At 68.7% G+C, this 25051-nt stretch carries 23 protein-coding genes; 11 read left to right on the top strand and 12 right to left on the bottom strand.

Translation table 11 applies throughout. From position 1 onward, the window contains the following. Window positions 1–24: 24 nt before the first annotated feature. The 3 genes from lspA to QZ500_RS18035 form a co-directional block, all read right to left on the bottom strand. On the bottom strand, window positions 25–546 hold the full coding sequence (gene lspA / locus QZ500_RS18045; protein ID WP_295857218.1) for a signal peptidase II: 522 nt from the start codon (window positions 544–546) through the stop codon (window positions 25–27). Then, a complete protein-coding gene (ileS, locus tag QZ500_RS18040) occupies window positions 547–3435 on the bottom strand; it encodes an isoleucine--tRNA ligase (RefSeq protein ID WP_295857217.1) in 2889 nt (962 codons plus the stop codon). A 133-nt stretch (window positions 3436–3568) separates the two neighbouring features. Beyond that, a complete protein-coding gene (locus QZ500_RS18035; protein ID WP_295857215.1) occupies window positions 3569–4606 on the bottom strand; it encodes a bifunctional riboflavin kinase/FAD synthetase in 1038 nt (345 codons plus the stop codon). A gap of 195 nt (window positions 4607–4801) precedes the next feature. Here QZ500_RS18035 and QZ500_RS18030 point away from each other — a divergent pair, with 195 nt between their 5' ends. After that, complete coding sequence (locus tag QZ500_RS18030; protein WP_295857214.1) at window positions 4802–5359, top strand: HNH endonuclease; 558 nt, start codon at window positions 4802–4804, stop codon at window positions 5357–5359. Between the two features lie 33 nt (window positions 5360–5392). Here QZ500_RS18030 and QZ500_RS18025 read toward each other — a convergent pair whose 3' ends face one another. The 4 genes from QZ500_RS18025 to QZ500_RS18010 form a co-directional block, all read right to left on the bottom strand. After that, a complete protein-coding gene (locus QZ500_RS18025) occupies window positions 5393–6787 on the bottom strand; it encodes an alpha/beta fold hydrolase (RefSeq protein WP_295857213.1) in 1395 nt (464 codons plus the stop codon). Window positions 6788–6875: 88 nt separating this feature from the next. After that, the gene (locus QZ500_RS18020; protein WP_295857211.1) at window positions 6876–7991 is read right to left on the bottom strand and encodes an acyl-CoA dehydrogenase family protein; all 1116 of its coding nucleotides are present in this window, start codon (window positions 7989–7991) and stop codon (window positions 6876–6878) included. A 19-nt stretch (window positions 7992–8010) separates the two neighbouring features. Next, window positions 8011–9192: an acyl-CoA dehydrogenase family protein gene (locus QZ500_RS18015; RefSeq protein ID WP_295857209.1), complete on the bottom strand. Its 1182-nt coding sequence runs from the start codon at window positions 9190–9192 to the stop codon at window positions 8011–8013. A gap of 115 nt (window positions 9193–9307) precedes the next feature. After that, a complete protein-coding gene (locus QZ500_RS18010) occupies window positions 9308–9976 on the bottom strand; it encodes a YceH family protein (protein ID WP_295857207.1) in 669 nt (222 codons plus the stop codon). A 47-nt stretch (window positions 9977–10023) separates the two neighbouring features. Between QZ500_RS18010 and purN the strand changes: the two genes are divergently transcribed. After that, entirely contained in the window at window positions 10024–10620 is a 597-nt protein-coding gene (purN, locus tag QZ500_RS18005) for a phosphoribosylglycinamide formyltransferase (RefSeq protein WP_295857205.1), read from the top strand. Window positions 10621–10655: 35 nt separating this feature from the next. Here the strand turns inward: purN and QZ500_RS18000 are convergent, their stop codons facing one another. Then, window positions 10656–10922, bottom strand: coding sequence for a DUF1653 domain-containing protein (locus tag QZ500_RS18000; RefSeq protein WP_295857203.1), 267 nt, complete (start codon window positions 10920–10922; stop codon window positions 10656–10658). Window positions 10923–11014: 92 nt separating this feature from the next. Between QZ500_RS18000 and QZ500_RS17995 the strand changes: the two genes are divergently transcribed. The 3 genes from QZ500_RS17995 (at window position 11015) to infA (ending at window position 14234) form a co-directional block, all read left to right on the top strand. Then, a complete protein-coding gene (locus tag QZ500_RS17995; RefSeq protein ID WP_295857201.1) occupies window positions 11015–12283 on the top strand; it encodes an RsmB/NOP family class I SAM-dependent RNA methyltransferase in 1269 nt (422 codons plus the stop codon). A gap of 156 nt (window positions 12284–12439) precedes the next feature. Further along, window positions 12440–13654: a fatty acid desaturase gene (locus QZ500_RS17990; protein WP_295857199.1), complete on the top strand. Its 1215-nt coding sequence runs from the start codon at window positions 12440–12442 to the stop codon at window positions 13652–13654. A gap of 331 nt (window positions 13655–13985) precedes the next feature. Next, window positions 13986–14234, top strand: coding sequence for a translation initiation factor IF-1 (gene infA, locus QZ500_RS17985; RefSeq protein WP_295857198.1), 249 nt, complete (start codon window positions 13986–13988; stop codon window positions 14232–14234). Window positions 14235–14389: 155 nt separating this feature from the next. On the opposite strand, the gene rpmG is transcribed toward infA, so the two are convergent. The 3 genes from rpmG to trxB form a co-directional block, all read right to left on the bottom strand. Then, window positions 14390–14560 carry a 50S ribosomal protein L33 gene (rpmG, locus tag QZ500_RS17980; RefSeq protein ID WP_055834453.1) on the bottom strand — a complete coding sequence of 57 codons (171 nt, stop codon included), beginning with the start codon at window positions 14558–14560 and terminating at the stop codon, window positions 14390–14392. Between the two features lie 21 nt (window positions 14561–14581). Continuing rightward, the gene (gene rpmB, locus QZ500_RS17975; protein WP_160554086.1) at window positions 14582–14815 is read right to left on the bottom strand and encodes a 50S ribosomal protein L28; all 234 of its coding nucleotides are present in this window, start codon (window positions 14813–14815) and stop codon (window positions 14582–14584) included. A gap of 151 nt (window positions 14816–14966) precedes the next feature. Next, entirely contained in the window at window positions 14967–15926 is a 960-nt protein-coding gene (gene trxB, locus QZ500_RS17970) for a thioredoxin-disulfide reductase (RefSeq protein ID WP_295857188.1), read from the bottom strand. 234 nt (window positions 15927–16160) lie between these two features. Here trxB and QZ500_RS17965 point away from each other — a divergent pair, with 234 nt between their 5' ends. Next, on the top strand, window positions 16161–18593 hold the full coding sequence (locus tag QZ500_RS17965; protein ID WP_295857186.1) for a DNA translocase FtsK: 2433 nt from the start codon (window positions 16161–16163) through the stop codon (window positions 18591–18593). A 113-nt stretch (window positions 18594–18706) separates the two neighbouring features. Next, window positions 18707–19375 carry an outer membrane lipoprotein chaperone LolA gene (gene lolA / locus QZ500_RS17960; protein ID WP_295857184.1) on the top strand — a complete coding sequence of 223 codons (669 nt, stop codon included), beginning with the start codon at window positions 18707–18709 and terminating at the stop codon, window positions 19373–19375. 43 nt (window positions 19376–19418) lie between these two features. On the opposite strand, the gene wecB is transcribed toward lolA, so the two are convergent. Beyond that, on the bottom strand, window positions 19419–20567 hold the full coding sequence (gene wecB, locus QZ500_RS17955; protein ID WP_295857183.1) for a UDP-N-acetylglucosamine 2-epimerase (non-hydrolyzing): 1149 nt from the start codon (window positions 20565–20567) through the stop codon (window positions 19419–19421). Window positions 20568–20683: 116 nt separating this feature from the next. Here wecB and QZ500_RS17950 point away from each other — a divergent pair, with 116 nt between their 5' ends. The 4 genes from QZ500_RS17950 to QZ500_RS17935 all read left to right on the top strand — a co-directional run bounded on the left by QZ500_RS17950 (window position 20684) and on the right by QZ500_RS17935 (window position 25051). Continuing rightward, on the top strand, window positions 20684–21988 hold the full coding sequence (locus QZ500_RS17950) for a replication-associated recombination protein A (protein ID WP_295857180.1): 1305 nt from the start codon (window positions 20684–20686) through the stop codon (window positions 21986–21988). Window positions 21989–22201: 213 nt separating this feature from the next. After that, window positions 22202–23131, top strand: a complete 930-nt coding sequence (locus QZ500_RS17945; RefSeq protein WP_295857178.1) for a branched-chain amino acid ABC transporter permease — start codon at window positions 22202–22204, stop codon at window positions 23129–23131. A 22-nt stretch (window positions 23132–23153) separates the two neighbouring features. Next, window positions 23154–24251, top strand: a complete 1098-nt coding sequence (locus QZ500_RS17940) for an ABC transporter ATP-binding protein (protein ID WP_295857176.1) — start codon at window positions 23154–23156, stop codon at window positions 24249–24251. Continuing rightward, the gene (locus QZ500_RS17935) at window positions 24248–25051 is read left to right on the top strand and encodes an ABC transporter ATP-binding protein (protein ID WP_295857175.1); all 804 of its coding nucleotides are present in this window, start codon (window positions 24248–24250) and stop codon (window positions 25049–25051) included. The genes QZ500_RS17940 and QZ500_RS17935 overlap by 4 nt, the downstream gene beginning before the upstream one ends.

The raw sequence follows: 25051 nt of genomic DNA, 5'->3' as shown, positions 1-25051 counted from the left end.
GCGTCGTAACCGCGCCCGCGGCGGTCACTTGCCGCGCCGCACCCGCAGCAGTTCGTCCACGATCAGGCAGATGGCGCCCACCGTGATCGCGCTGTCGGCGATGTTGAAGGCCGGGAAGTGCCGGCCGGCGAGGTGGAAGTCCAGGAAGTCCACCACGTAGCCGTGCATCAGCCGGTCCACCACATTGCCGACCGCGCCGCCCAGGATGCAGGCGAGCGCGAACGAGAACAGCCGCTGGCCCGCATGCGAGCGCAGCATCCAGACGATGAACAGCGCTGCGCCGACACCGATGGCGGTGAAGAACCAGCGCTGCCAGCCCGACGAATCGGCCAGGAACGAGAACGCCGCGCCGGTGTTGTGGGCCCGCACGATGTTGAAGAAGCTGGTGACGTAGGTCGCGTCGCCCAGCCGGTAGTAGCCGAGGATCAGCGTCTTGGTGAACTGGTCGGCGATGAACAGGATCGCGGCGAGCGCCAGCCAGGGCCACATGCGGGCCGCGCCGCCCCGTGCGCTGCGGCCGGCGGTGAAGGTCGTCTTGCCGGCCATTTATGCAAACTCCCGCGCTTCGCCGGCGCCGAACAGGTTGGAGGTGCAGCGGCCACAGATCGTCGGATGCGCCGGGTCATGGCCGACATCGGCGCGATAGTGCCAGCAGCGCTCGCATTTGGCATCGGATGTGGGCTTTGCGCTGATGAACAGGGTGTCTGCAGCTACCAATTCGATAGCAGAAACGATGAACACGAACTTCAGGTCGTCGCCCATGCGCTGCAACAGCGCCAGGTCGTCGGGCGCCGCGCCGATCGTCAGGTTGGCCTGCAGCGACGCGCCCAGCTGACCGGCGGCCCGCAGCGCCTCGGTTTCCTTGTTCACCAGATCGCGGATCTCGCGCAGCCGGCTCCAGGGCGCGAGCAGCGCGTCGTCGGTGCCCTCGAAACGCGAGAAGGTTTCCAGGAAGATGGTGTCGGAATCACCGACGATCTTCCATGCCTCCTCCGCGGTGAAGCTCAGGAACGGCGCCATCCAGCGCAGCATCGCCTGGGTGATCGTCCACAGCGCGGTCTGGGCGCTGCGGCGGGCCCGCGATTTCGGCGCGGTGGTGTAGAGCCGGTCCTTCAGGATGTCGAGGTAGAAGCCGCCCAGGTCTTCCGAGCAGTAGAGCTGCAGCTTGGCGACCACCGGGTGAAACTCGTAGACCTGGTAGTGCGCCAGGATCTCGGCCTGGAACTGCGCGGCGCGGGCGAGCGCATAGCGGTCGATCTCCAGCAACTCGGCCGCAGGAACCGCATCGGTCGCGATGTCGAAGTCGCTGATGTTGGCGAGCAGGAAGCGCAGGGTGTTGCGGATGCGGCGGTAGCCGTCCACCACCCGGGCCAGGATCTTGTCGTCGCCGGCGATGTCGCCGGAATAGTCGCTGGCGGCGACCCACAGGCGGATGATCTCGGCGCCCAGCTTCTCGGCGGTCTTCTGCGGATCGACGCCGTTGCCGAGCGACTTGCTCATCTTGCGGCCCTGGCTGTCGACGGTGAAGCCGTGGGTCAGCAGGCCCTTGTAGGGCGCGCGGTCGTACATCGCGCAGGCAGTCAGCAGCGAGCTGTGGAACCAGCCGCGGTGCTGATCGTGGCCTTCGAGGTACAGGTCGGCCTCGGTGCCGGTGGTGTGGTGGCCCTCGTCGCGGCCGCCGCCTTGGGCGACGCTGTCGTCGAAGTGCGAACCGCGCAGCACGTGGAAGTGGGTGGTGCCGGAATCGAACCACACGTCGAGGATGTCGTTGCCCTTGGTGTAGTGCTGCGCCTCCTCGGCGCCCAGGATCTCCTCGGCGGTCGCCTTGCTCCAGGCCTCGACGCCGCCCGCCTCGACGATGTCGGCGGCGCGGTCCATCAGCTCCATCGTGCGCGGATGCAGTTCGCCGGTGGCGTTGTGCAGGAAAAAGGGCAGCGGCACGCCCCAGTTGCGCTGGCGCGAGATGCACCAGTCGGGCCGCCCCGCGATCATGTCGCGCAGCCGGGCCTTGCCGTTCTCCGGATAGAAGCCGGTCTGCTCGATCGCGTCGAGCGCCAGCTGGCGCAGCGTGCGCGGCGCCTTGTCCTTGGTGAAGACGCCCTCGCCTTCGTCCATGCGCACGAACCACTGGGCGGCAGCGCGGTAGATCACCGGCGTCTTGTGGCGCCAGCAGTGCGGGTAGCTGTGGGTGATCTCGGTCGCGGCGAAGAGGCGACCCGCGTCGCGCAGCGCCTCCACGATCACCGGTGCGGCCTTCCAGATGAACTGGCCGCCGAACAGCGGCAGCTCGTCCACGTACACGCCGTTCGACTGCACCGGATTCAGGATGTCATCGGTGGTGAAGCCGTGGGCCACGCAGGAGTTGAAGTCGTCCACGCCGTAGGCGGGCGACGAATGCACGATGCCGGTGCCGTCGTCGGCGGTGGCGTACTCGGCCAAGAACACCGGCGACAGGCGGCGGTAGCTGTACGTGCCGGAGCCCGCATCGGCCACGTCGTGCAGCGGGTGCTTGAACTTGAGGCCGCCCAGCTTCTCGCCCGGCACGGTCGCCAGCACCGAGCCTTCGAGCTGGAAGCGCGCCAGCGCCTTCTCGACCAGGGCGGCGGCCAGCAGCAGCACGCCGCGCGGCGTCTCGACCAGCGAATACTCCAGCGCCGGATTCAGGTTGAGCGCCTGGTTGGCCGGGATGGTCCAGGCGGTGGTGGTCCAGATCACCGCGTAGGCGGGTTTGTCGAGCGGCGCCAGGCCGAAGGCGGCGGCCAGGTTCTCGGGCTCTGCCGATTCGAAGGCTACGTCGATCGTCTGCGACTTCTTGTCGGCGTACTCGATCTCGAACTCGGCGAGCGACGAGCGGCAGTCGAAGCACCAGTAGACCGGCTTCAGGCCGCGGTAGACGAAGCCGCGCTCCATGATCCGCTTGAGCGCCCGGATCTCGTCGGCCTCGTTGCCGGGGTTCATCGTCAGGTATGGATCGTCCCAGGCGCCCAGCACGCCGAGCCGCTTGAAGTCCTTTTTCTGCAGTGCGATCTGCTCGTTAGCGTAGGCGCGGCTCTTGGCCTGCACCTCGTCGCGGCCGAGGTTGCGGCCGTGCAGCTTCTCGATCTGGTTCTCGATCGGCAGGCCGTGGCAGTCCCAGCCGGGCACGTAGAGCGCGTCCATGCCTTCGAGCTGCCGCGCCTTGACGATCATGTCCTTCAGGATCTTGTTGACCGCGTGGCCCATGTGGATCTGGCCGTTGGCGTACGGCGGGCCGTCGTGCAGCACGAATTTCGGTGCGCCGCAGCGGGCCTCGCGCAGCCGCTTGTAGATGCCTTTGTCTTCCCACTCCTGCACCCAGCCCGGCTCGCGCTTGGGCAGGTCGCCCCGCATCGGGAACGGGGTGTCGGGCAGGTTCAGGGTGGCGCGGTAGTCGGTCGGGGCGGGTGCGTCGGACATGGGTGTGCGGTCGTCGGGGGATTCGGCAGGCTCGGCCCGAACGGGGAGGGTGGTCGGAGCAGGGGAGGACAAGCCGTTCGCCCCGAGCCTGTCGAAGGGCGGCAGCACGGCGCCGGCAGGGCGCGGCGGGGCTTCAAATTCGGTCGCGGGAGGTCTGGCGGTGGGTCTGGCCGTGGCGCGACGCGAAGTACGCGCGGGCCTCCTCGCCGTCGCGGGCGATGCCGGCGGTGAGGGCGTCGAGGCTGGGGTAGCGCAGCTCGTCGTGCAGTTTGTGCAGCAGGTCCACGCGGATGATTTTACCGTAGGCCTCCTCGGGCCCGAGGGTGGCCGGCCAGTCCAGGCAGTGCGTCTCCAGCAGCACCCGGCCGCCGTTGACGTCGGCCGGATCGAGCGACGGCCGCACGCCCATGTTGGCCACGCCCTCCAGCGGCGCGGGCACGAGGCCGTGCACATGCACCGCGAAGATGCCGGCGGCGGCGGGCTTCCAGTGCGAGAAGCGCAGGTTCAGCGTGCGGAAGCCGTCGCCGCGGCCGGGCGCGCTGGCGCCGAGTTCCCGGCCGAGCTTGCGGCCGTGCACCACGTGGCCCGACAGGCTGTACGGCCGGCCGAGCAGCCGGGCGGCGGCCTCCATCCGGCCGGCTGCCAGCGCCTCGCGCACCGCCGAACTGGAGACCCGCAGGCCGCCGACCTCGTAGCTGTTCATGCGGGCCACGTCGAAGCCCGCCGCCGCACCGGCCGCGTCGAGCAGCGCGTAGTCGCCCGCCCGCCGCGCACCGAAGCGGAAGTCGTCGCCGACCAGCACGTAGCGCGCGCCCAGGCCGCGCAGCAGCACCTCGTCGATGAACGCTTGCGGCGGCTGCGCGGCGAGCTGCGCGTCGAAACGCAGCACGATCGTCTGGTCGATGCCGCAGCGCTCCAGCTCGGTCAGCTTGTCGCGCAGCGTGGCGATGCGGGCCGGCGCCAGGCTGGCGCGGCCGGCGACCTCGGCGAACCAGTCTCGCGGATGGGGCTCGAAGGTCAGCACGCAGCTCGGCACGCCGCGGTGCTGGGCCTCGCTGCGCAGCAAGGCCAGCATCGCCTGGTGGCCGCGGTGCACGCCGTCGAAATTGCCAATCGTGAGGGCGCAGGCCGCAGCGACGCCCGGATGGTGGAAACCGCGGAAGACCTTCATGCGTTGATATCTTTTTGATAGCAGCCGCCGCAGGCGCGGCGGGCGGTGGACGCCAATTTGTCACGAAAGGGGTATATTGTGGATCAACCGTGCGCACCGCCTGGCAAGCCGCGCGCCCCGTCCGAACCATCTGCAATGCGCGCCGGCGCACCGCTCTCCACAAGAGACACCGCCGGCCTCTTGAGGAGCCGTGTCGTGAAGGTACTGAAGTTGTCGGCCCAGGGACTGCCCCAGTCCTGGATCAGCCTGGAGCAGGCGGTGATCCACTACGCGGCCGGGGAAGTGCGCTGGGAGTCCGGCGCCGAGATCGCGGTGTTCCGCGGCGGCACCAACGCCGTGACCGGCCAGCAGTCGATGATCGCGGTCAACAGCATCATCGGCACCCGGGGCGTCCCGCGGATCAACCCGTTCGAGCTGCGGCCGGGTCTGACCAACGGCAAGCTCTTCGCCCGCGACCGCAACGTCTGCGCCTACTGCGGCCAGCACTTCCATGAGACCGACCTGACCCGCGAGCACATCGTGCCCTTCGCCCAGCACGGCGCCGACACCTGGATGAACGTGGTCACCGCCTGCCGGCCGTGCAACCATCGCAAGAGCCACCGCACGCCGGAGCAGGCGAACATGCCGCTGCTCTACACGCCCTACGTGCCCAGCCTGTGGGAAGACTTCATCCTGCGCAACCGCCGCATCCTGGCGGACCAGATGGAATTCCTGATGGCGCACGTGCCGAAATCGTCGCGGCTGATGGAGTGACCGACGGCCGCCCGGCGGCCGCCTTCCGTCGCGTCAGTAGGTCAGCTCGATCACCGTGACATGTCCGGCCGCCCGGGGCCAAGGCCGGCCGACGATCCGTTCGCCGTTGAACACGCCCACGACTGGCCGCGGCGCCGCGTCGGCCAGCACGATGCGGGTCGCGGACACGCCCGCGCCCCGCGGCGGCACGCCCGGCAGTGCGGCGATGCCGTCGAGGGCGATCGTGTCGCGTTCCCGGTCGAAGTAGCCGCGCGGGCGGTTCAGTGCGACCACGGCTGCTCCGCCGGCCTCGGCCGCCACTGCGCGCTCCGGCCGCAGGTGCACCAAGTCGCTCGACCGCGGGAACGGACTGCGGTAGACATGCGTCGTCGCATAGCCGGGCGCGGCGACCAGGAACTCGTAGGCCGCCTCGGGCATCGCTTGGAACGGCCCCCAGCGCCCGTCCGCCCCCACCGTCTGCCGGTGCACCGCGCCGCCGCGGCGTTCGCCGGTTGCCGGGTCCACGGCGAACACCTCGACCACCGCGCCGGCGACCGGCAGGTTGGTGCTGACGCTGCCGGCCCGCGGTTCGCCGTCGGTCCCGGTGCCGGTCACCCGGCCGTCGAGCACCACCGGCCCGCGGGCGGCCGCGATGTCGAGCGTGCGGGGCGCCGTGCCGGTCAGGAAGCGCCAGGTTGCATCGAAAGCGGCCGACGAGAAGGACGTCTCCCGGTGGTCGATCCGCGGGATCGCCACGTTCTGCGCGCCGCGCAGCGCCGGACCGTCGGCGGTCACGTTGGTCGGCTGGCCCGGCCGGCCGATCCAGACGCCGTCGGGCTGCGCGAACTTGTCGTTGACATCCGACCGGATCGTGAGCCAGCGCACCGGGCCGACGACCTCGTCGCCGGCGGCGTTCTTCGGTGCGTTCAGTGCAGTGAGGAACGGGCCGGTGCCCGAAAACTCGCTGCCCTCGCGCCAGCCCGGGATGGCCCACACGCCGTGGTTGGGCGTGCCGCCGAGCACCGCATGGCTGACCGTGCGGTCTCCTCCGCGGTGCGCGATGTAGTTGCGGATCGCATAGCCGCCGCGCGAATTGCCGACCAGCACCACCCGGTCGGCGCCGGTGCGCGCCCGGATGCGCTCGACCTCGGCCGCCAGGAACGCCACATGGTCCGCGGTCGAGCTGCGGCCGGGCTGCGCGACCGCATCGTCGTCGCGGGCCAGCGGATACGGCATGTCGAGCGCGAACAGCCGGTCGCGCGGCCAGCCGTTGGATTCGAAGCGCCAGAGCGTGGTCAGCCAGAGCGCGGCGGAATCGCCGTTGCCGTGCACGAACACGACCGGCGGGCGGTCGGTCAGCGAGGGCGGCGGGCCCCCAGGCGCGCCGCAGCCGACGAGCAGGGTGGCGGCCGACAGGCCGGTGGCGAGGAGGTGGCGGCGGGTGGTCATGGCGAACGGGGAAGAGAGAAGCGGGAAAGAAAAAGCCCGCAGCGCGATGCGGCGGGCTCGGCCGGCAGGCGGCGGTCGACGGGAAGACTCAGGCGAACACGCCCGCCGTCTCCTGCATCTGTTCCGACACCTGCCCCAGGTGGTGGAGCGTGTCGCCGAAGGTCATTTCCAGCTGGGTCAGCCGGCGGAAATAGTGGCTGACGATGTACTCGTCGGTCACGCCGATACCGCCGTGCAGCTGCACCGCCTGCTGGCCGACGAAGCGCATCGACTGGCCGAGCTGCACCTTGGCCCGCGCCATCGCGCGGCGGCGGTCGTCGGCCGGGGCGTCGAGCTTCAGGGCGGCGTAGTAGGCCATCGACCGGGCCAGCTCCAGCTGCATCTTCATGTCGGCGACCCGGTGGCGCAGCGCCTGGAAGGTCGCGATCGCGACGCCGAACTGCTTGCGGGTGTTCATGTACTCGACCGTGACGGCGAGCGTCTGGTCCATCACGCCGACCGCCTGCGCGCAGGTGGCGACCACGCCGATGTCCATCGCGAGGCCCAGCACGTCCCGGCCCTCGCGGGTCAGGAGCATGGCGGGCGCACCCGCCAGCGTGAGGTCGGCAGCACGGCTGCCGTCCTGGGTGCCGTAGCCCTGCGTGGTCACGCCGGCGGCCTCGCGTTCGACGAGGAACAGCGCCAGCGTGCCGTCGATGGTGGCCGGCACCAGGAAGGCGTCGGCCCAGTCGCCGGCCGGCACCAGGTGCTTGCGGCCGTCGATCCGCCAGCCGTCGCCGTCGGGCGTGGCAGTGGCGGCGCAGCGGGCCCAGTCGTAGCGGGCATTGCGCTCCTGCCAGGCCAGCACGACGATCTTCTCGCCGGCGGCGACCGCCGGCAGCCAGGTGTCGCGCACCGCGTCGGGCGCATGGTCCTGCAGCAGCCGGGAGGCGATCAGCGTCTGCTCCAGCGGCTCCAGCACCAGGCCGCGGCCGAGCTCCTCCATCACGATCAGCGCCTCGACCGGACCCATGCCCAGGCCGCCGTGGGCGTCGGGCACCACCAGGCCGGTCAGGCCCAGCTCCGCCAGTTCGCCGTAGGCGGCGCGGTCGAAACCGCCGGCCTCGACGATGCCGCGCCGGCGCTCGAAGCCGTAGCCCTTCTCCACCCAGCGGCGGACCGCTTCGCGCAGCGATTCCTGGTCTTCGGAAAAATCGAAATCCATCTGTGTCTCCTGCTGCTGCTTATCCGAGGATCGTCTGCGCGACGATGTTGCGCTGCACTTCGTTGCTGCCGCCGTAGATGGTGGTCTTGCGCATGTTGAAGTAGTGGGACGCGAGCGGCGCGTTGGCCACCTCGCCGCCGGGGAAGTCGCCCTGCCAGCCGGCGGCCATCGCCTCGCGGATCAGCGGCAGGCTGAACGGCCCGGCCGCCAGCATCATCAGTTCGGTATAGCGCTGCTGGATCTCGCTGCCCTTGATCTTCAGCAGGCCGGCGATGTCGAGCGAGTTCTTGCCGGACTTCTCGGCCGACAGCACCCGCAGCACCAGCATCTCGAGCGCCACCACGTCGACCTCCAGCAACGCGATCTGGTCGCGGAACCGCAGGTCGTCCCAGACACCTTCGGTCTTCGCGATGCGCTTCAGCCGCTCCAGCTCGCGCTTGGCGCGGTTCACGTCGGCGATGTTGGTGCGCTCGTGGGAGAGCAGGTGCTTGGCGTAGGTCCAGCCCTTGTTCTCCTCGCCGATCAGGTTCTCGGCCGGCACCTCGACGTTGTCGAAGAACACCTCGTTGACCTCGACGCTGCCGTCCATCAGCCGGATCGGCCGCACCGTGACGCCGGGCGACTTCATGTCGACCAGCAGGAAGCTGATGCCGGCCTGCGGCTTGCCTTCGGTGCTGGTGCGCACCAGGTTGAACATCCAGTCGCCGTGCTGGCCGAGCGTGGTCCAGGTCTTCTGGCCGTTGACGATGTACTTGTCGCCGCGCCGCTCGGCCCGGGTCTTGACCGAGGCCAGGTCGGAGCCCGAGCCCGGCTCGCTGTAGCCCTGGCTCCACCAGACCTCGCCGCTCGCGATGCCGGGCAGGAAGCGCTGCTGCTGCTCGGCATTGCCGAAGGCCATGATCACCGGCGCCACCATCACCGGGCCGAAGGGCACGATGCGCGGCGCGCCGGCCCGGGCGGTCTCTTCCTCGAACAGATGCTTCTGTACCGCGGTCCAGCCGGGGCCGCCGAACTCCTTCGGCCAGCCGTAGCCGAGCCAGCCTTTCTTGCCGAGGATCTTCGCCCAGCCCTGCATGTCCTCACGGCTCAGTTCGAGGCCGTGGTGCACCTTGTGCGCCAGTTCGGCCGGCAGGTGCTCGCGGACCCAGGTCCGGACCTCGTCGCGGAAGGCCTGTTCTTCGGGGGTGAATACCAAATCCATGGGGTGTCTCCAGTCGTCCGCTGGTTTTAGCACGCCCGTTCGCAGGCGGGCTGTCCGGGCTGCGACAAGCCGCAGGACGGCCGCGCCGGACGGCCCTTGAGCCAGGGCGCCGGCCTCAGGCGCCGCAGCCTGCGCGCAGTTCCGCGACCTCGGCGCGGAGCGCGGCGAACTCTGCTTCCAGCGCCTCCAGGCGCGCCGCCAGTCCGCCTGATGCGCCCGCGTGTCCACCGTCGGACGCCGGCGCCGCCGACAAAGCCTGTGCATCCACCGGCCCGCAGAGCAGATGCGCCCAGCGTGCTTCGCGGGCGCCCGGCGCGCGCGGCAGGCGCACCACCAGCGGGCCGCCCTTGTCCTCGGACCGTTCGGCCAGTTCGTCCAGGAACGCCTCGACCGACGAGATGTCGGCGAAGCGGTGCCAGCGCTCGGCATGGATGCGCAGTTCGCCCGCCGTCTGCGGGCCGCGCAGCATCAGCAGGCCGATCAGCGCGGCGGCGGCGCCCGGGATGCCGATGCCGCGCTCGGCGTTGTGCTCGTAGCGGGCGGCGCGGCCGCCGCTGGATTCGAACACCAGCGTCAGGCGGCGCAGTTCGTCGAGCGCCTCCTGCGCCTCGGCGGCGCCGATCTCCATCGCCGGCTCGCGGGCGGTCTTCTGGTTGCAGCCGCCGACCACGCTGTTGAGCGTGAGCGGATAGCTGTCGGGCACGGTGCGGGCCTTTTCCATCAGCGTGCCCAGCACACGGGCTTCGATGGCGGAGAGGGGGCGGGAGGCAGGAGCAAAGGGCATGGCGGGCGGTCCGGTCAGGGGTGCACCGGCCGCGATAATCCCGGCCGATGACGACAACGAAGAACAAGAACCTGGTGATTCTGATCTCGGGCGGCGGCTCCAACATGCGGGCGATCGTCGAGGCCGCCCGGCGCGACGACTGGGCCGGCCGCCACGGTGCGCGGGTCACCGCGGTGCTCAGCAACCGGGCCGATGCCGCAGGGCTGGCCTGGGCAGCGGAACAGGGCATCGCCACCGCGTCGCTCGACCACCGGGCCTTCGCTGCGCGGGAGGATTTCGACGCCGCGCTCGCCACCGCGATCGACCGCCACGATCCGGCGCTGCTGGTGCTGGCCGGCTTCATGCGCATCCTGACGCCCGGCTTCGTCGAGCGCTACGCGGGCCGCATGGTCAACATCCACCCATCGCTGCTGCCGGCCTTCCCGGGGCTGCACACCCACCGCCGGGCGATCGAGGCCGGCTGCAGCGTGGCCGGTGCCACGGTCCACCGGGTGACTGCCGACCTCGACCTGGGGCCGATCCTCGGCCAGGCCGTCGTGCCGGTACTGCCGGGCGACACGCCGGAGGCGCTGTCGGACCGGGTGCTCACCCAGGAACACCTGCTGTATCCCCGGGTGATCGCCGAAGTGCTATCGAAAATGTAGCTGCTGGCGTAGGTGGGACGGGCGCTAGAGGCCGATCAGCCTTCCAAATCGGCCTCCGTGCCGTCCTGCAGCCAGACGAAGCGCGGCTGGCGCACGCCGTCGATTACCACCTCTTCCGCGAACATCGCCGCCGGCCGCACCCACAGGCCACGTTCGCCGTACAGCGCGCGGTAGACGGTCATCGGCTCCAGCGTCTCGCTGTGGCGCGCCGAACCGACCACCGCGTACAGCCCGCCCTTGTAGTGCCGCCAGAGGCCGGTCCGGGTCGTCTGCAGTGGGGGAAGGTCGTCGTCGGAAGGCATGGCGTCGGGCGCGGGTGGCGGGGGAGGGCGAGCATACCGGCGGCCGGCGGCCCGCCGTCGCCCCGGACGAGCGGGATGGGACAATCCGGCCGATGCACCCCAAAGCCCTGCTGGATGCCTGCGCCGAACTCGTCCGGCTCACGCTCACTTTCGAACACCCTGCCGATGCCGTCGTATCGCGCTTCTTCCGCGACCACCGCAACCTCGGGCCGCGCGAGCGCGCCACGCTCGCCGAGACCGTCTACACCGTCCTGCGCAAGAAGCTGCGCTTCGAATACCTCGCCAAGTCCGGCAGTGGCCCGCGCGAGCGCCGGCTGGCGATTCTCGGTTTCCACGGCCCGCGCGACTTCCTGAAGAGCGCGTTGACGGACCACGAGAAAACCTGGCTGGACCAGTGCGACGCGGTCCAGCCCGGCGACCTGCTCGACCTGCACCGCCACAACCTGCCCGACTGGCTCGCTGCGCCGCTGAAAGCGCAGACCGGCGACCGCTTCTGGGCGCTGACCGAGAGCCTGCAGGAGCCCGCACCGCTCGACCTGCGCGTCAATGCCTTGAAGGACAAACGGCCGGATGTGCAGAAGGAGCTTGCGCGGGCAGCTATCCAATCGGTAGCGACGCCGTACTCCCCCTGGGGCCTGCGGGTGGACGACAAACCCGCGCTGACCAAACTCGATGCCTTCACCCGCGGCGCGATCGAGGTGCAGGACGAAGGGTCGCAACTGCTCGCGCTGCTGCTCGACGCCAAGCGCGGCGAGATGGTGGTCGATTTCTGCGCCGGCGCTGGCGGCAAGACCCTCGCCATCGGCGCGACGATGCGCAGCACCGGCCGGCTCTACGCCTTCGACACCTCCGGCCACCGGCTCGACGCGCTCAAGCCTCGGCTGGCGCGCAGCGGTCTGTCGAACGTGCACCCGGCCGCGATCGCCCACGAACGCGACGAGCGAGTGAAGCGGCTGGCCGGCAAGATCGACCGGGTGCTGGTCGATGCGCCGTGCTCCGGCCTCGGCACGCTGCGCCGCAACCCCGACCTGAAGTGGCGCCAATCGCCCCAGGCAGTCGCCGAACTGACCGCCAAGCAGACGGCCATCCTGCAGAGCGCTGCGCGGCTGGTGAAGCCGGACGGCCGGCTGGTGTACGCCACCTGCAGCATCCTGCCGGAGGAGAACGAGAGCATCGCCGAGGCGTTCTCCGCCGCCCATCCGGATTTCGTGCCGACCGCGGCGGCGGAACTGCTGGAGCAGCTCAAGGTGCCGCAGCCCGCGACGCTCTGTGCCGGCCCGGCGGGCGCCTATCTGCGGCTGTGGCCCGATCTGCACGGCACCGACGGCTTCTTCGCCGCCGTCTGGACCCGCAAATCCTGACGCCTGCCGGACGCGGGCAAAAAGCCCCGGAAATCCGGTGGTGATCCTGAACTTTCGCCGCCGCTTCGCACACTAAAATAGTCTGCTTATTTTTTCGGCAGCCCGGCGCTCGCGCCTTTCCTCCGGCGGCCATCACCGCCAAAGGTCCCCCGCACTATGTTTTTTCCCGATTCGGCAGTCCTCCACGCGGCCATCGACTGGGTCGGCAACGGCTTGCTCGACTGGTCGTGGTGGCAGATCGTGCTCTACACGCTGCTCACGACGCACATCACGATCGTGGCGGTGACGGTCTTCCTGCACCGGGCCCAGGCACATCGCGCGCTGGACCTGCACAAGATCCCGTCGCACTTCTTCCGCTTCTGGCTGTGGATCGGGACCGGCATGGTGACCCGCGAATGGGTGGCCATTCACCGCAAGCACCACGCCAAGTGCGAGACCGAGGAAGACCCGCACAGCCCGCAGACCCGCGGCATCGACACCGTCATGTGGCGCGGTGCCGAGCTGTACCGGGCCGAGGCCAAGAACAAGGAAACCATCGCCAAGTTCAGCCACGGCGTGCCCAACGACTGGATCGAGCGCAACCTCTATAGCCGTTTCGGCTGGCAGGGCGTGGGCCTGATGCTGATCCTGAACTTGGCGCTGTTCGGCGGCTTGGGCGCGACCGTCTGGGCGGTGCAGATGCTGTGGATCCCGTTCTGGGCCGCCGGCGTCGTTAACGGCCTGGGCCACTTTTGGGGCTACCGCAACTTCGAGGCGCAGGACGCCAGTACCAACCTGTCGCCCTGGGGCATCATCATCGGCGGCGAAGAGCTGCACAACAACCACCACACCTATCCGACCTCGGCCAAGTTCTCGGTCAAGAAGTACGAGTTCGACATCGGCTGGGTCTACATCAGCCTGATGCAGAAGGTGGGCTGGGCGACCGTCAAGAAGACCGCGCCCCGCCTGCAGCTGGGCGACGTGAAGCCGGTGGCCGACGAAAAGACGCTGGAAGCCCTGATCGCCAACCGCTACGAAGTGATGGCGGGCTTCGCCCGCGGCGTGCGCCAGGCGGCGCGCGAGGAAATCGCGCAACTGAAGGCCCGCCAGGCCGACATCTCGACGCTGAAGGCGGTTAAGCGCTGGCTGCACCGGGACGCCGAGAAGGTGCCGGCCGCCGCTCGTCCGCAGGTCGAGCAGGCGCGTGCCGCCCATCCGGTGCTCGACAAGATGCTGACCATGCGCGAAGAGCTGCGCCAGCTGTGGCTCAACACCACCCACTCGCGCGAACAGCTCACCGCCGATCTGCAGGCATGGTGCCGCCGTGCGGAAGAAAGCGGTATCGCGGCCCTGCGGGACTTCTCGATCCGCCTGCGGGCCTCGCACGCCTGATCGTCGTCTGACGACCTTCAGAAGCCGCCGTCTGCCCCGCGCCACGGCGGCTTTTTGCTGCCTGCCTGCAGAAAACAGGTGGAAGGGTATAATTCCGGGTTGACGTGAGCTCCTGCGCGGGGCCACGGGCAGCGGGTCTGAGCGGTCCTGCTGCAGTTCACGGATCCATGCCGTCGTGGCGGCTGCCTCGTAGCGCTGCTGCAGGATCCATTTCTGCTTTCCGGCATCTCGCAAGGTCGTCTTTTTTGCAACCCGAGAGCCGTGCTGGAACCGCGGACGCTCGCAGGCGCGTGCACCTGCGGTCCATTCACTGTTTTCTTGTAAAGGATATATGGCAAAAGAGGAACTGATCGAGATGCGCGGCAAGGTGGACGAAGTGCTGCCGGACTCGCGTTACCGTGTCACGCTGGACAACGGGCACCAGCTGGTGGCCTATACCGGCGGCAAGATGCGCAAGCACAACATCCGCGTCATCGCGGGCGATGCTGTCTCGCTCGAAATGTCGCCTTACGACCTGACCAAGGGCCGCATCACCTTCCGTCATATCGCCGGCCGCCCGCCGATCGCGCCGCGCCGCTGACAGGCAGGCCGACGGCCCCGGTTGCTAAGAAGCCCACGCGTGCGTGGGCTTTTTTGTGTCCAGATCGGCGCGCTGTCATCGGACGGAACGCCGACATCCAAAAGAAAAGCCGCCCGGCGCAAACCGGGCGGCTTTTCTTTTAGGGAACCAGCCGATTACTTCAGCTTGATTTCCTTGTACTCAACGTGCTTGCGAGCCTTCGGATCAAACTTCGTGATCAGCATCTTCTCGGGCATCGTCTTCTTGTTCTTGGTCGTGGTGTAGAAGTGGCCGGTACCCGCAGTGGATTCCAGCTTGATCTTTTCGCGTCCGCCTTTGGTAGCCATGTTCGTGCTCCTTGCGAGGGATTAAGCCTGACCGCGTGCACGCAGGTCTGCGAGCACGGCGTCGATGCCGTTCTTGTCGATGAGGCGCAGGGCAGCGCCGGAGACGCGCAGACGCACCCAGCGGTTCTCGCTCTCGACCCAGAAACGACGGTATTGCAGGTTCGGCAGGAACCGGCGCTTGGTCTTGTTGTTGGCGTGGGAAACGTTGTTCCCGGTCATCGGGCCCTTGCCCGTCACTTCACATACGCGTGCCATTCGACACTCCGATACTTGAAACGGCCGCCACTGACGTGGGGGCCTCACCTCGCCAGGAATGGGTGGCGGTAACCCGGGATTCACCGGAACGCGGCAGGCATGGAACAACCGGCCAAATTCAGCAAAGCCTCGGATTATAGCCTGATGGCGGTTAGATCGCGCCTTCCTGCTCCAGAAAGCGCTGTGCATCGAGCGCCGCCATGCAGCCGGTGCCGGCGCTGGTGATCGCCTGGCGGTAGACGTGGTCCTGCACGTCGCCGGCCGCGAATACGCCCGGCACGCTGGTCATCGTCGCGAAGCCCTGCAGGCCCGACCGGGTGACGATGTAGCCGTCCTTCATGTCGAGCTGACCCTGGAAGATGTCGGTATTCGGGTGGTGCCCGATGGCGATGAAGCAGCCCTTCAGTTCCAGGTCCTCGGTGGTGTCGTCGCCCAGGTGGCGCAGGCGTACACCGGTCACGCCGCTGGCGTCGCCGAGCACTTCGTCGAGCACGCGGTGCGTCTTCAGTTCGATCTTGCCGGCTGTCACCTTGTCGGCCACCTTGTCGAGCAGGATCGGCTCGGCGCGGAACTTGTCGCGGCGGTGGATCAGCGTGACCTTGCGTGCGATGTTGGAAAGATACAGTGCCTCTTCCACTGCGGTGTTGCCGCCGCCGATCACGCAGACATCCTGGTCGCGATAGAAAAAGCCGTCGCAGGTGGCGCAGCCGGACACCCCACGGCCCATGAATTCCTGCTCGGACGGCAGACCCAGGTACTTGGCCGATGCGCCGGTGGCGATGATGAGCGTGTCGCAGGTGTAGATGCCGCTGTCGCCGGTGAGCGTGAACGGACGCTGGCTGAAATCGACCTTGTGGATGTGGTCAAACACGATCTGCGTCTTGAAGCGCTCGGCGTGCTCCAGGAAGCGCTGCATCAGGTCGGGGCCCTGCACGCCGTGCACGTCCGCCGGCCAGTTGTCGACCTCGGTGGTGGTCATCAGCTGCCCGCCCTGCGCCATGCCGGTGATCAGCAGCGGCTTGAGGTTGGCGCGAGCGGCATAGACGGCCGCGGTGTAGCCGGCCGGGCCGGAGCCGAGGATGAGGACTTGGGCGTGCTGGGATGTGGACATGGTCGGTACCGAAAGAAAAGGCGGGAGCGGCGGATGCCGCCGGACAAGGGCGGCCCGTGGTCGAGCGCACGAGTATCGCCCCTGTCAGTTGCCGCCCGGAGGGGCGTTTTTCAATCGGCGTGATTGGCGAAGGCCATGGCGCGTGGCCGTTGCGCCGGGCCGCCATGGGGCGCCGCCTGGCGGCGAAGCGGTCGCTTCGCTGGCAGGGCTTGCGGTAAGCTCGGATCGGCAGCTATGACGTACTCTCTGAACACCCTGAACAACGGATCCGGCGGCAGGGCGCCGGAGCGCAGCGCCGGCGGCGGCTTCACCCATGAGCTGGGCCTGATCGTGGGGTTGGTCGGGCTGGTGTTCTGGCTGATCGCGATGCTGAGCTATTCGAGCCAGGATCCGGCCTGGTCCACCACCGGGGCGATGGGCGCGCAGGTCACCAACTGGGGCGGCCGCTTCGGCGCCATCCTGGCGGACAGCAGCTATTTCCTGCTCGGTTTCTCCGTCTGGTGGTGCTTCGCTGCAGGGGTGCGTGCCTGGCTCGCGTCGCTGGCGCGCTGGATGCGCGGCGGGGAAACGGTCGAATCGAAGACCTGGACGCCCGGCCGGCTGGCGTTCTGGCTCGGCCTGGCGGTGCTGCTGTGCGCCAGCACCGCACTGGAGTGGGCGCGGCTCTACCGGTTCGAGGACCGTCTGCCCGGTGGTCACAGCGGCGGCGTGCTCGGCTTCGTCACCGGGCCGCTGGGCGTCAAATGGCTGGGCTTCACCGGCTCCGGGCTGCTCGGCATCATCTTCGTCGTGGCCGGCGTGTCGCTGGTTTTCCGGTTCTCGTGGGGGCAATTGGCCGAACGCCTCGGCGGCTGGCTCTACGGGATGGTGCAGATCCGCCTCACCCAACGCGAAATCGCCCAGGACAAGGAAGCTGGCAAACGCGCGGCGCGGGAGCGCGAGGAGGGCGTGACCGAGGAGCGGGCCGAGATCGACCACCATCCGGTGCGGGTCGCCGCCCCCGCGCCGGCGGTCCCGACCCCGGCAGCACCCCGTACGCGCCGCGCCGTGGTGGCGGACCCGGACGACGACGATGCAGAAGATGCGCTGCTGCCGATCGAGCCCACGCTGGTCGTCGAGGCGCCGAAGAGCGAGCGGGTCGCCAAGGAGCGCCAGAAACCCCTTTTCACCGAACTGCCCGACAGCCGCCTGCCGCAGGTCGAACTGCTCGACGGCGCGCCGACCCGGCAGGAAACCGTCTCGCCCGAAACGCTGGAGATGACCAGCCGCCTGATCGAGAAGAAGCTCAAGGACTTCGGTGTGCAGGTCCATGTGATCGCCGCCTCGCCCGGCCCGGTCATCACCCGCTACGAGATCGAGCCCGCCACCGGCGTGAAGGGCTCGCAGGTAGTCAACCTGGCCAAGGATCTGGCGCGATCGCTGTCGCTGGTGTCGATCCGGGTGATCGAGACGATTCCCGGCAAGAACTACATGGCGTTGGAGCTGCCCAACGCCAAGCGCCAGACGATCAAGCTGAGCGAGATCCTCGGCTCGCAGGTCTACCACGACGCCCGGTCGATGCTGACCATCGCGCTCGGCAAGGACATCGTCGGCAATCCGGTGGTGGCCGATCTCGGCAAGATGCCGCACGTGCTGGTCGCGGGCACTACCGGCTCCGGCAAGTCGGTCGGGATCAACGCGATGATCCTGTCGCTGCTCTACAAGGCCGAGGCGCGCGACGTGCGCCTGCTGATGATCGACCCGAAGATGCTGGAAATGTCGGTCTACGAGGGCATCCCGCACCTGCTGGCGCCGGTCGTGACCGACATGAAGCAGGCGGCGCACGGACTGAACTGGTGCGTGGCCGAGATGGAGCGGCGCTACAAGCTGATGAGCAAGCTGGGCGTGCGCAATCTGGCCGGCTACAACACCAAGATCGACGATGCCAAGGCGAAGGAACAGTTCATCTACAACCCCTTCAGCCTGACGCCCGACAGCCCGGAGCCGCTGGAGCGGCTGCCGCACATCGTCGTCATCATCGACGAGCTGGCCGACCTGATGATGGTGGTCGGCAAGAAGATCGAGGAGCTGATCGCCCGGCTGGCGCAGAAGGCGCGGGCGGCCGGCATCCACCTGGTGCTGGCGACCCAGCGGCCCAGCGTGGACGTGATCACCGGCCTGATCAAGGCCAACATCCCGAGCCGGATCTCGTTTTCGGTCGGCTCGAAGATCGACAGCCGCACCATCCTCGACCAGATGGGCGCCGAGGCGCTGCTCGGCATGGGCGACATGCTCTACATGGCGAGCGGCACCGGCCTGCCGGTCCGTGTGCACGGCGCGTTCGTGAGCGATGAAGAAGTGCATCGGGTCGTGAACTATCTGAAAGAACAGGGCGGCGAGCCGAACTACATCGAAGGCGTGCTGGAAGGCGGCACGGTCGATGGCGAGAGCACCGACTACCCCGGCGGCGAGGGCGACGGCGGCGGAGAGAAGGACCCGATGTACGACCAGGCGGTGGAGGTGGTGCTGAAGCACCGCAAGGCCAGCATTTCCCTCGTGCAGCGGCACCTGAAGATCGGCTACAACCGCGCCGCGCGGCTGGTCGAGGACATGGAAAAGGCGGGACTCGTCAGCGCGATGAGCGGCGCCGGCCAGCGCGAGATCCTGGTGCCGGCGCGGGAGGAATGACCGGGCGCCGCGTGGCGCGCGGCTGTTACATCTTCCGTGCCGCGCGGCGATGCGCTGCGGCACCATGCGCGATCGTTGACCTTTCGGCGCCCCGGGGCGCCCCCTCCGTTCCCATGAGCCTGTCCCTGCATTTTTTCCATCCCGCCCGCCTCGCCCAATCGATTGCTATTATTTTGATAGCTACCGGCGCAGGTGCAGCCTGCGCAGACGGCCTCTCGAGCCTGCAAAACTTCATGCGCAACACGCAGAGCGGCAAGGCCGAGTTCAATCAGGTGGTGACGGCGCCGGCCAAGGACGGTCAGGCAGCGCGGACCAAGCAGTCGGCCGGCACTTTCGAGTTCCAGCGGCCGCAGCGCTTCAAGTTCGTCTACCGCAAGCCGTTCGAGCAGACGCTGGTCGCCGACGGCCAGACCCTGTGGCTCTACGACGTGGACCTAAACCAGGTCACCGCCCGCAAGCAGGCGCAGGTGCTCGGCTCGACCCCCGCGGCCCTGATCGCCTCGGCCGCCGATTTGAAGGCGCTGGAAAAGGACTTCGTGCTGAAGGCCGAGCCCGAGCGCGACGGCCTGGAGTGGGTACTGGCCACACCGAAGACGCGCGACGGTCAATTGCAGACGATCCGCGTCGGCCTGAAGGGCGACCAGCTGGCGGCGCTCGACATCGTCGACAGCTTCGGGCAGCGCTCGGTGCTCAACTTCACCGGTCTGCAGGTGAATCCGGCTTTACCGGCCGGAACGTTCGACTTCAAGCCGCCGGCCGGGGCGGATGTCGTTCGGCAGTAGGTTCGTCCGCCGAGGATGCGTCGTCCTCGGCGAGGTGGGGCGTTCAGGCCGCCAGCGCCGGAATGGGCAGTGATGCATCGGCAGCGTCCGTCGGCGCGAAAGCCTGCAGCAGCACCCGCTCGATCCGCGCGGCTGCATGGCCGTCGCCGTAGGGCGAACTGCCTTGCGCCATCGCACGGTACGCCTGCGGATCGTCCAGCAGACGCCGCGCGCGCGCCACGATCCGGTCGGCATCGGTGCCGACCAGTTCGACCACGCCGGCCTGGACGGCTTCCGGGCGTTCGGTTTCTTCGCGTAGCACCAGCACCGGCCGCGCCAGCGCCGGGGCCTCTTCCTGCACACCGCCCGAATCGCTGAGGATCAGGTGGGCGTTTTCCATCGCCGCAACGAAGTCCAGGTATTCGAGCGGCGCACACAGGCGGATGCGCGGATGGCCGGCCAGCCGGGCCTGGACGACCTGCACCACGTTCGGGTTCGGATGGACGGGAAAGACGATGTCCACGTCCGGATGGCTGTCGAGCAGGCGGAGCAGGGCGGTGCACACCTGCTGCAGCGGCTCGCCGAAGTTCTCGCGGCGGTGGGTCGTGACCAGGATCGTGCGGCGGCCGGGGGCGGAGGCCGCCACCGGCTTGTCGGGATGGCGGCGCGCCTGCAGCAGGGCGTCGATCACGGTGTTGCCGGTCACCTCCACCGCCGAAGGCGGCACACCCTCGCGCAGCAAATGGTCGCGGGCCGTGGTGGTGGGGGCGAAATGCCAGCGCGCCATGCGTGCCGTCATCACCCGGTTGAGCTCTTCCGGGAACGGGTTGCGCATGTCGCCGGTCCGCAGTCCGGCCTCCACATGGCCGACCGGGATATTTAGGTAGGCCGCGGCGAGGGACGCCGCCATCACGCTCGTCGTATCGCCCTGCACCAGCACCGCGTCGGGCTGGACATCCCGGAACACCCGGTCCAGGCCCGCCAGCAGCCGGGCGGTCAGGCCGGCCAGCGTCTGGTCCGGCTGCATGATGTCCAGATCGTGGTCCGGCACGATGCCGAAGATGCGCAGAACCTGGTCGAGCATCTGCCGGTGCTGGGCGGTGGCCACCACGATGCAGTCGAAGACGGACGAGGCCTGCAGGCGGTGGATGACCGGGGCCATCTTGATGGCTTCGGGGCGCGTGCCCACGATGACGGCGATTTTCTTCTTCATGGAGTGGTGAATGTGTCCGGTCTGTCGGCCCTGGCGACACGTCCATGGCGCCGGCACGGCAGCGGGGCATTATCGGCGAGCCCGTCTGTGCGGCGCTCCCGGGCGATACTGCCTTCATGACCGGCCTGTTCGACACCGCCCCCACCCCTCCGCTGGCCGAGGCCCTGCGGCCCACGCGGCTCGACGAGGTGATCGGCCAGTCGCACCTGATCGGCCCGGGCCGGCCGCTGCGGCTGGCGTTCGAATCGGGCAAGCCGCATTCGATGATCCTGTGGGGCCCGCCCGGCGTCGGCAAGACCACGCTCGCGCGGCTCACTGCGCAGGCCTTCGGCTATGAGTTCATCGCGCTGTCGGCGGTGTTCTCGGGCGTCAAGGAGATCCGGGCGTCGATGGAGCAGGCCCAGCACCACTTGGCGCAGGGCCGCCGCACCATCCTGTTCGTCGACGAGATCCACCGGTTCAACAAGAGCCAGCAGGACGGCCTGCTGCCGTACGTCGAATCCGGCCTGGTGACCTTCATCGGGGCGACCACCGAAAACCCTTCTTTTGAGGTGAATTCGGCGCTGCTGTCGCGTGCCCAGGTCTATGTGCTGCAGGCGCTCACCGACGACGAGCTGCGGCAGCTCGTGGCGCGGGCGCAGGCCACGGTGCTCACCCATCTGCGCCTGGACGATGCCGCCGTCGCCACGCTGGTCGGCTACGCCGACGGCGACGCCCGACGGCTGCTCAACCTACTCGAGCAGGCCGACACCGCGGCCCGCGCTGCCGGTGTGGAGACGATCGACGCCGCCTTCCTCGAACAGGCGCTGACCCTCAATGCCCGCCGCTTCGACAAGGGCGGCGATCACTTCTACGATCAGATCTCCGCGCTGCACAAGTCGGTGCGCGGCTCCCATCCCGATGCGGCGCTGTACTGGCTGACGCGCATGCTCGACGGCGGCGCGGACGCGAAGTACCTGTCGCGCCGCATCGTGCGCATGGCGTGGGAGGACATCGGCCTCGCCGACCCCCGGGCCATGCAGATCGCCAACGATGCGGCCACCACGTTCGAGCGCCTCGGCTCGCCCGAGGGCGAGCTGGCGCTCGCGCAGGCGGTGGTCTACCTGGCGGTCGCGCCCAAGAGCAATGCCGGCTACAACGCCTACAACGCCGCACGCGCGTTCGTGCGTAAGGACAAGTCGCGCGAGGTGCCGGTGCACCTGCGCAATGCGCCGACGAAGCTGATGAAGGAGCTCGGTCACGGTCGTGCCTACCGCTACGCGCACGACGAGCCCGACGCCTATGCCGCCGGCGAGCGTTACCTGCCCGACGACATGGCCGAACCCGGCTGGTACCGCCCGGTGCCGCGCGGCCTGGAGGTGAAGATCGCGGAGAAGCTGGCGCAACTGCGGCAGCGGGACGCGGAGGCCGGCGAGGGCTGAGCCCTGCGCGACCCGGCGAGGGAAAACCCCGGGCGAGCGTTCGCCGCTGCCCAAAACCGCCTGCCTACAATGCAGCGGACCCGCCGCGATGCAGCCGTCTGGCGGGGTTTTTGCTAGACCTTCGGCGCCTCTGCTTCGCGCGTCGGCGCGCCGGCGCATACCCCCGGAGCCGCCCGGTCCGGCGGGACGACAGAACCACGAAAGACGCGATCTATGGACATACTGCTGCAGCAGGTGATCAACGGGCTGGTGCTCGGCAGCATGTACGCCCTGGTGGCCCTCGGCTACACCATGGTGTACGGCATCATCAACCTGATCAATTTCGCCCACGGCGAGGTGCTGATGATCGGCGCCCTCACCAGCTGGACCATCATCGGCGTGATGCAGGACAGCATGCCCGGCACGCCCGGCTGGCTGATCCTGCTGATCGCGCTGCTGATCGCCTGCGTCGTCGCCGCGGCGCTCAACTTCACCATCGAGAAGGTCGCCTACCGCCCGCTGCGCAACGCACCGAAGCTCGCGCCGCTGATCACCGCGATCGGCATGTCGATCCTGCTGCAGACGCTGGCGATGATCATCTGGAAGCCGAACTACAAGGTCTATCCGACACTGCTGCCGAGCGCGCCGATCCACCTGGGCGGCGCGGTCATCACGCCGACGCAGATCCTGATCCTCGGGCTGACCGCGGTGTCGCTCGCGGTGCTGATGTGGCTGGTCAACTTCACCCGGCTAGGCCGCGCGATGCGCGCCACCGCCGAGAACCCGCGCGTCGCGGCGCTGATGGGCGTCAAGCCCGACATGGTCATCTCGGCCACCTTCATCATCGGCGCAGTGCTGGCCGCCATCGCCGGCGTGATGTACGCCGCCAACTACGGCACGGCGCAGCACACCATGGGTTTCCTGCCGGGCCTCAAGGCGTTCACCGCGGCGGTCTTCGGCGGCATCGGCAACCTGGGCGGAGCGGTGCTCGGCGGCATTCTGCTTGGGTTGATCGAGTCGATCGGTTCGGGGTACATCGGCGCGCTCACCGGCGGCGTGCTGGGCAGCCACTACACCGACATCTTCGCCTTCGTCGTGCTGATCGTGGTGCTGACGCTGCGGCCCTCGGGCCTGCTCGGCGAACGTGTCGCGGACCGCGCCTGACCCTCATCGAAGGACCATCGCCATGTTTTCTTTCCAAGACAAGGGCCGGATTCCGCTCGCGTGGTACGTGATCGGCGCCGTCGTCCTGCTGATCCTGCCGCACGGGCTGCAGTATTTCGGCAACGCCTGGGTCCGCATCGCCGACCTCGCGCTGCTCTACGTGCTGCTGGCCCTTGGCCTCAACATCGTGGTGGGCTATGCCGGCCTGCTGGACCTCGGCTACGTCGCGTTCTACGCGGTCGGGGCCTACCTGTTCGGCCTGCTCGCGTCGCCGCACCTGGCCGATACGTTCCCCGCCTTTGCCGAACGCTTCCCCGACGGGCTGCATACCTCGCTCTGGCTGGTGATTCCGCTGGCGGCGATCCTGGCCGCGATCGCCGGGGCACTGCTGGGCGCACCCACGCTCAAGCTGCGCGGCGACTACCTGGCGATCGTCACGCTCGGCTTCGGCGAGATCGTGCGGATCTTCCTGAACAACCTCGACCACCCGATCAACCTGACCAACGGGCCGAAGGGGCTGGGCCAGATCGACTCGATCCGCATCCTGGGGCTCGACCTCGGCAAGCGGCTGTCGATCGGCGACTACGACATCTCCTCGGTCACGCTCTACTATTACCTGTTCCTGGCGCTGGTGATCGTGAGCATCGTGATCTGCGCGCGGCTGGCGGACTCGCGCATCGGCCGCGCCTGGATGGCGATCCGCGAGGACGAGATCGCCGCGAAGGCGATGGGCATCAACACCCGCAACATGAAACTGCTGGCCTTCGGCATGGGCGCCAGCTTCGGCGGCGTCGCGGGCGCGATGTTCGCGGCCTTCCAGGGGTTCGTCTCCCCGGAATCGTTCAGCCTGACCGAGTCGGTGATGATCGTCGCGATGGTGGTGCTCGGCGGCATCGGCCATCTGCCGGGCGTGGTGCTCGGCGCGGTGCTGCTGGCGGCGCTGCCGGAAGTGCTGCGCTATGTGGCGGGCCCGCTGCAGCAGATGACCGACGGCCGGCTCGACGCGTCGATCCTGCGGCAACTGCTGATCGCGGTGGCGATGATCGCGGTGATGCTGCTGCGCCCGCGCGGTCTCTGGCCCACGCCGGACCACGGCAAGACGCTGGGAGCCAAGGCATGAGCGGCGCCATCGACGTTCCGGCTGCAGCGGCCGACGGCGCCGTGCTGCAGGTTGCCGGCATCTCGAAACGCTTCGGCGGCCTGCAGGCCCTGTCGGATGTCGGCTTGACCATCGGACGCGGGCAGGTCTATGGACTGATCGGCCCGAACGGTGCGGGCAAAACCACCTTCTTCAACGTGATCACCGGCCTTTACACGCCCGACAGCGGCAGCTTCCTGCTGGGCGGCCAGCCCTACCAGCCGACGGCGGTCCACCAGGTGGCGCGCGCGGGCATCGCCCGCACCTTCCAGAACATCCGCCTGTTCGCCGAGATGACGGCGCTGGAGAACGTGATGGTCGGCCGCCATGTGCGCACCCGCTCCGGCCTGTGGGGCGCGGTGCTGCGCACCCGAGCCTTCCGTGCGGAAGAGGCCGCGATCCGCGAGCGCGCCCGCGAACTGCTCGACTATGTCGGCATCGGCCGGTATGCCGACTACAAGGCCCGCACGCTGTCGTACGGCGACCAGCGCCGGCTGGAGATCGCCCGGGCGCTCGCCACCGACCCGCAGCTGATCGCGCTCGACGAGCCGGCGGCCGGCATGAACGCGACCGAAAAGGTCCAGCTGCGTGAGCTGATCGACCGCATCCGCCAGGACGGCCGCACGGTGCTGCTGATCGAGCACGACGTGAAGCTGGTGATGGGCCTGTGCGACCGGGTCACCGTGCTCGACTACGGCAAGCAGATCGCCGAGGGAACGCCGGCCCAGGTGCAGTCGCACGAGAAGGTGATCGAGGCCTACCTCGGGACGGGAGCGCACTGA

This window comes from uncultured Xylophilus sp. (genome assembly GCA_913776965.1).
Lineage (GTDB): Bacteria > Pseudomonadota > Gammaproteobacteria > Burkholderiales > Burkholderiaceae_C > Xylophilus.
This window is presented reverse-complemented; position numbering and strand designations above follow the sequence as displayed.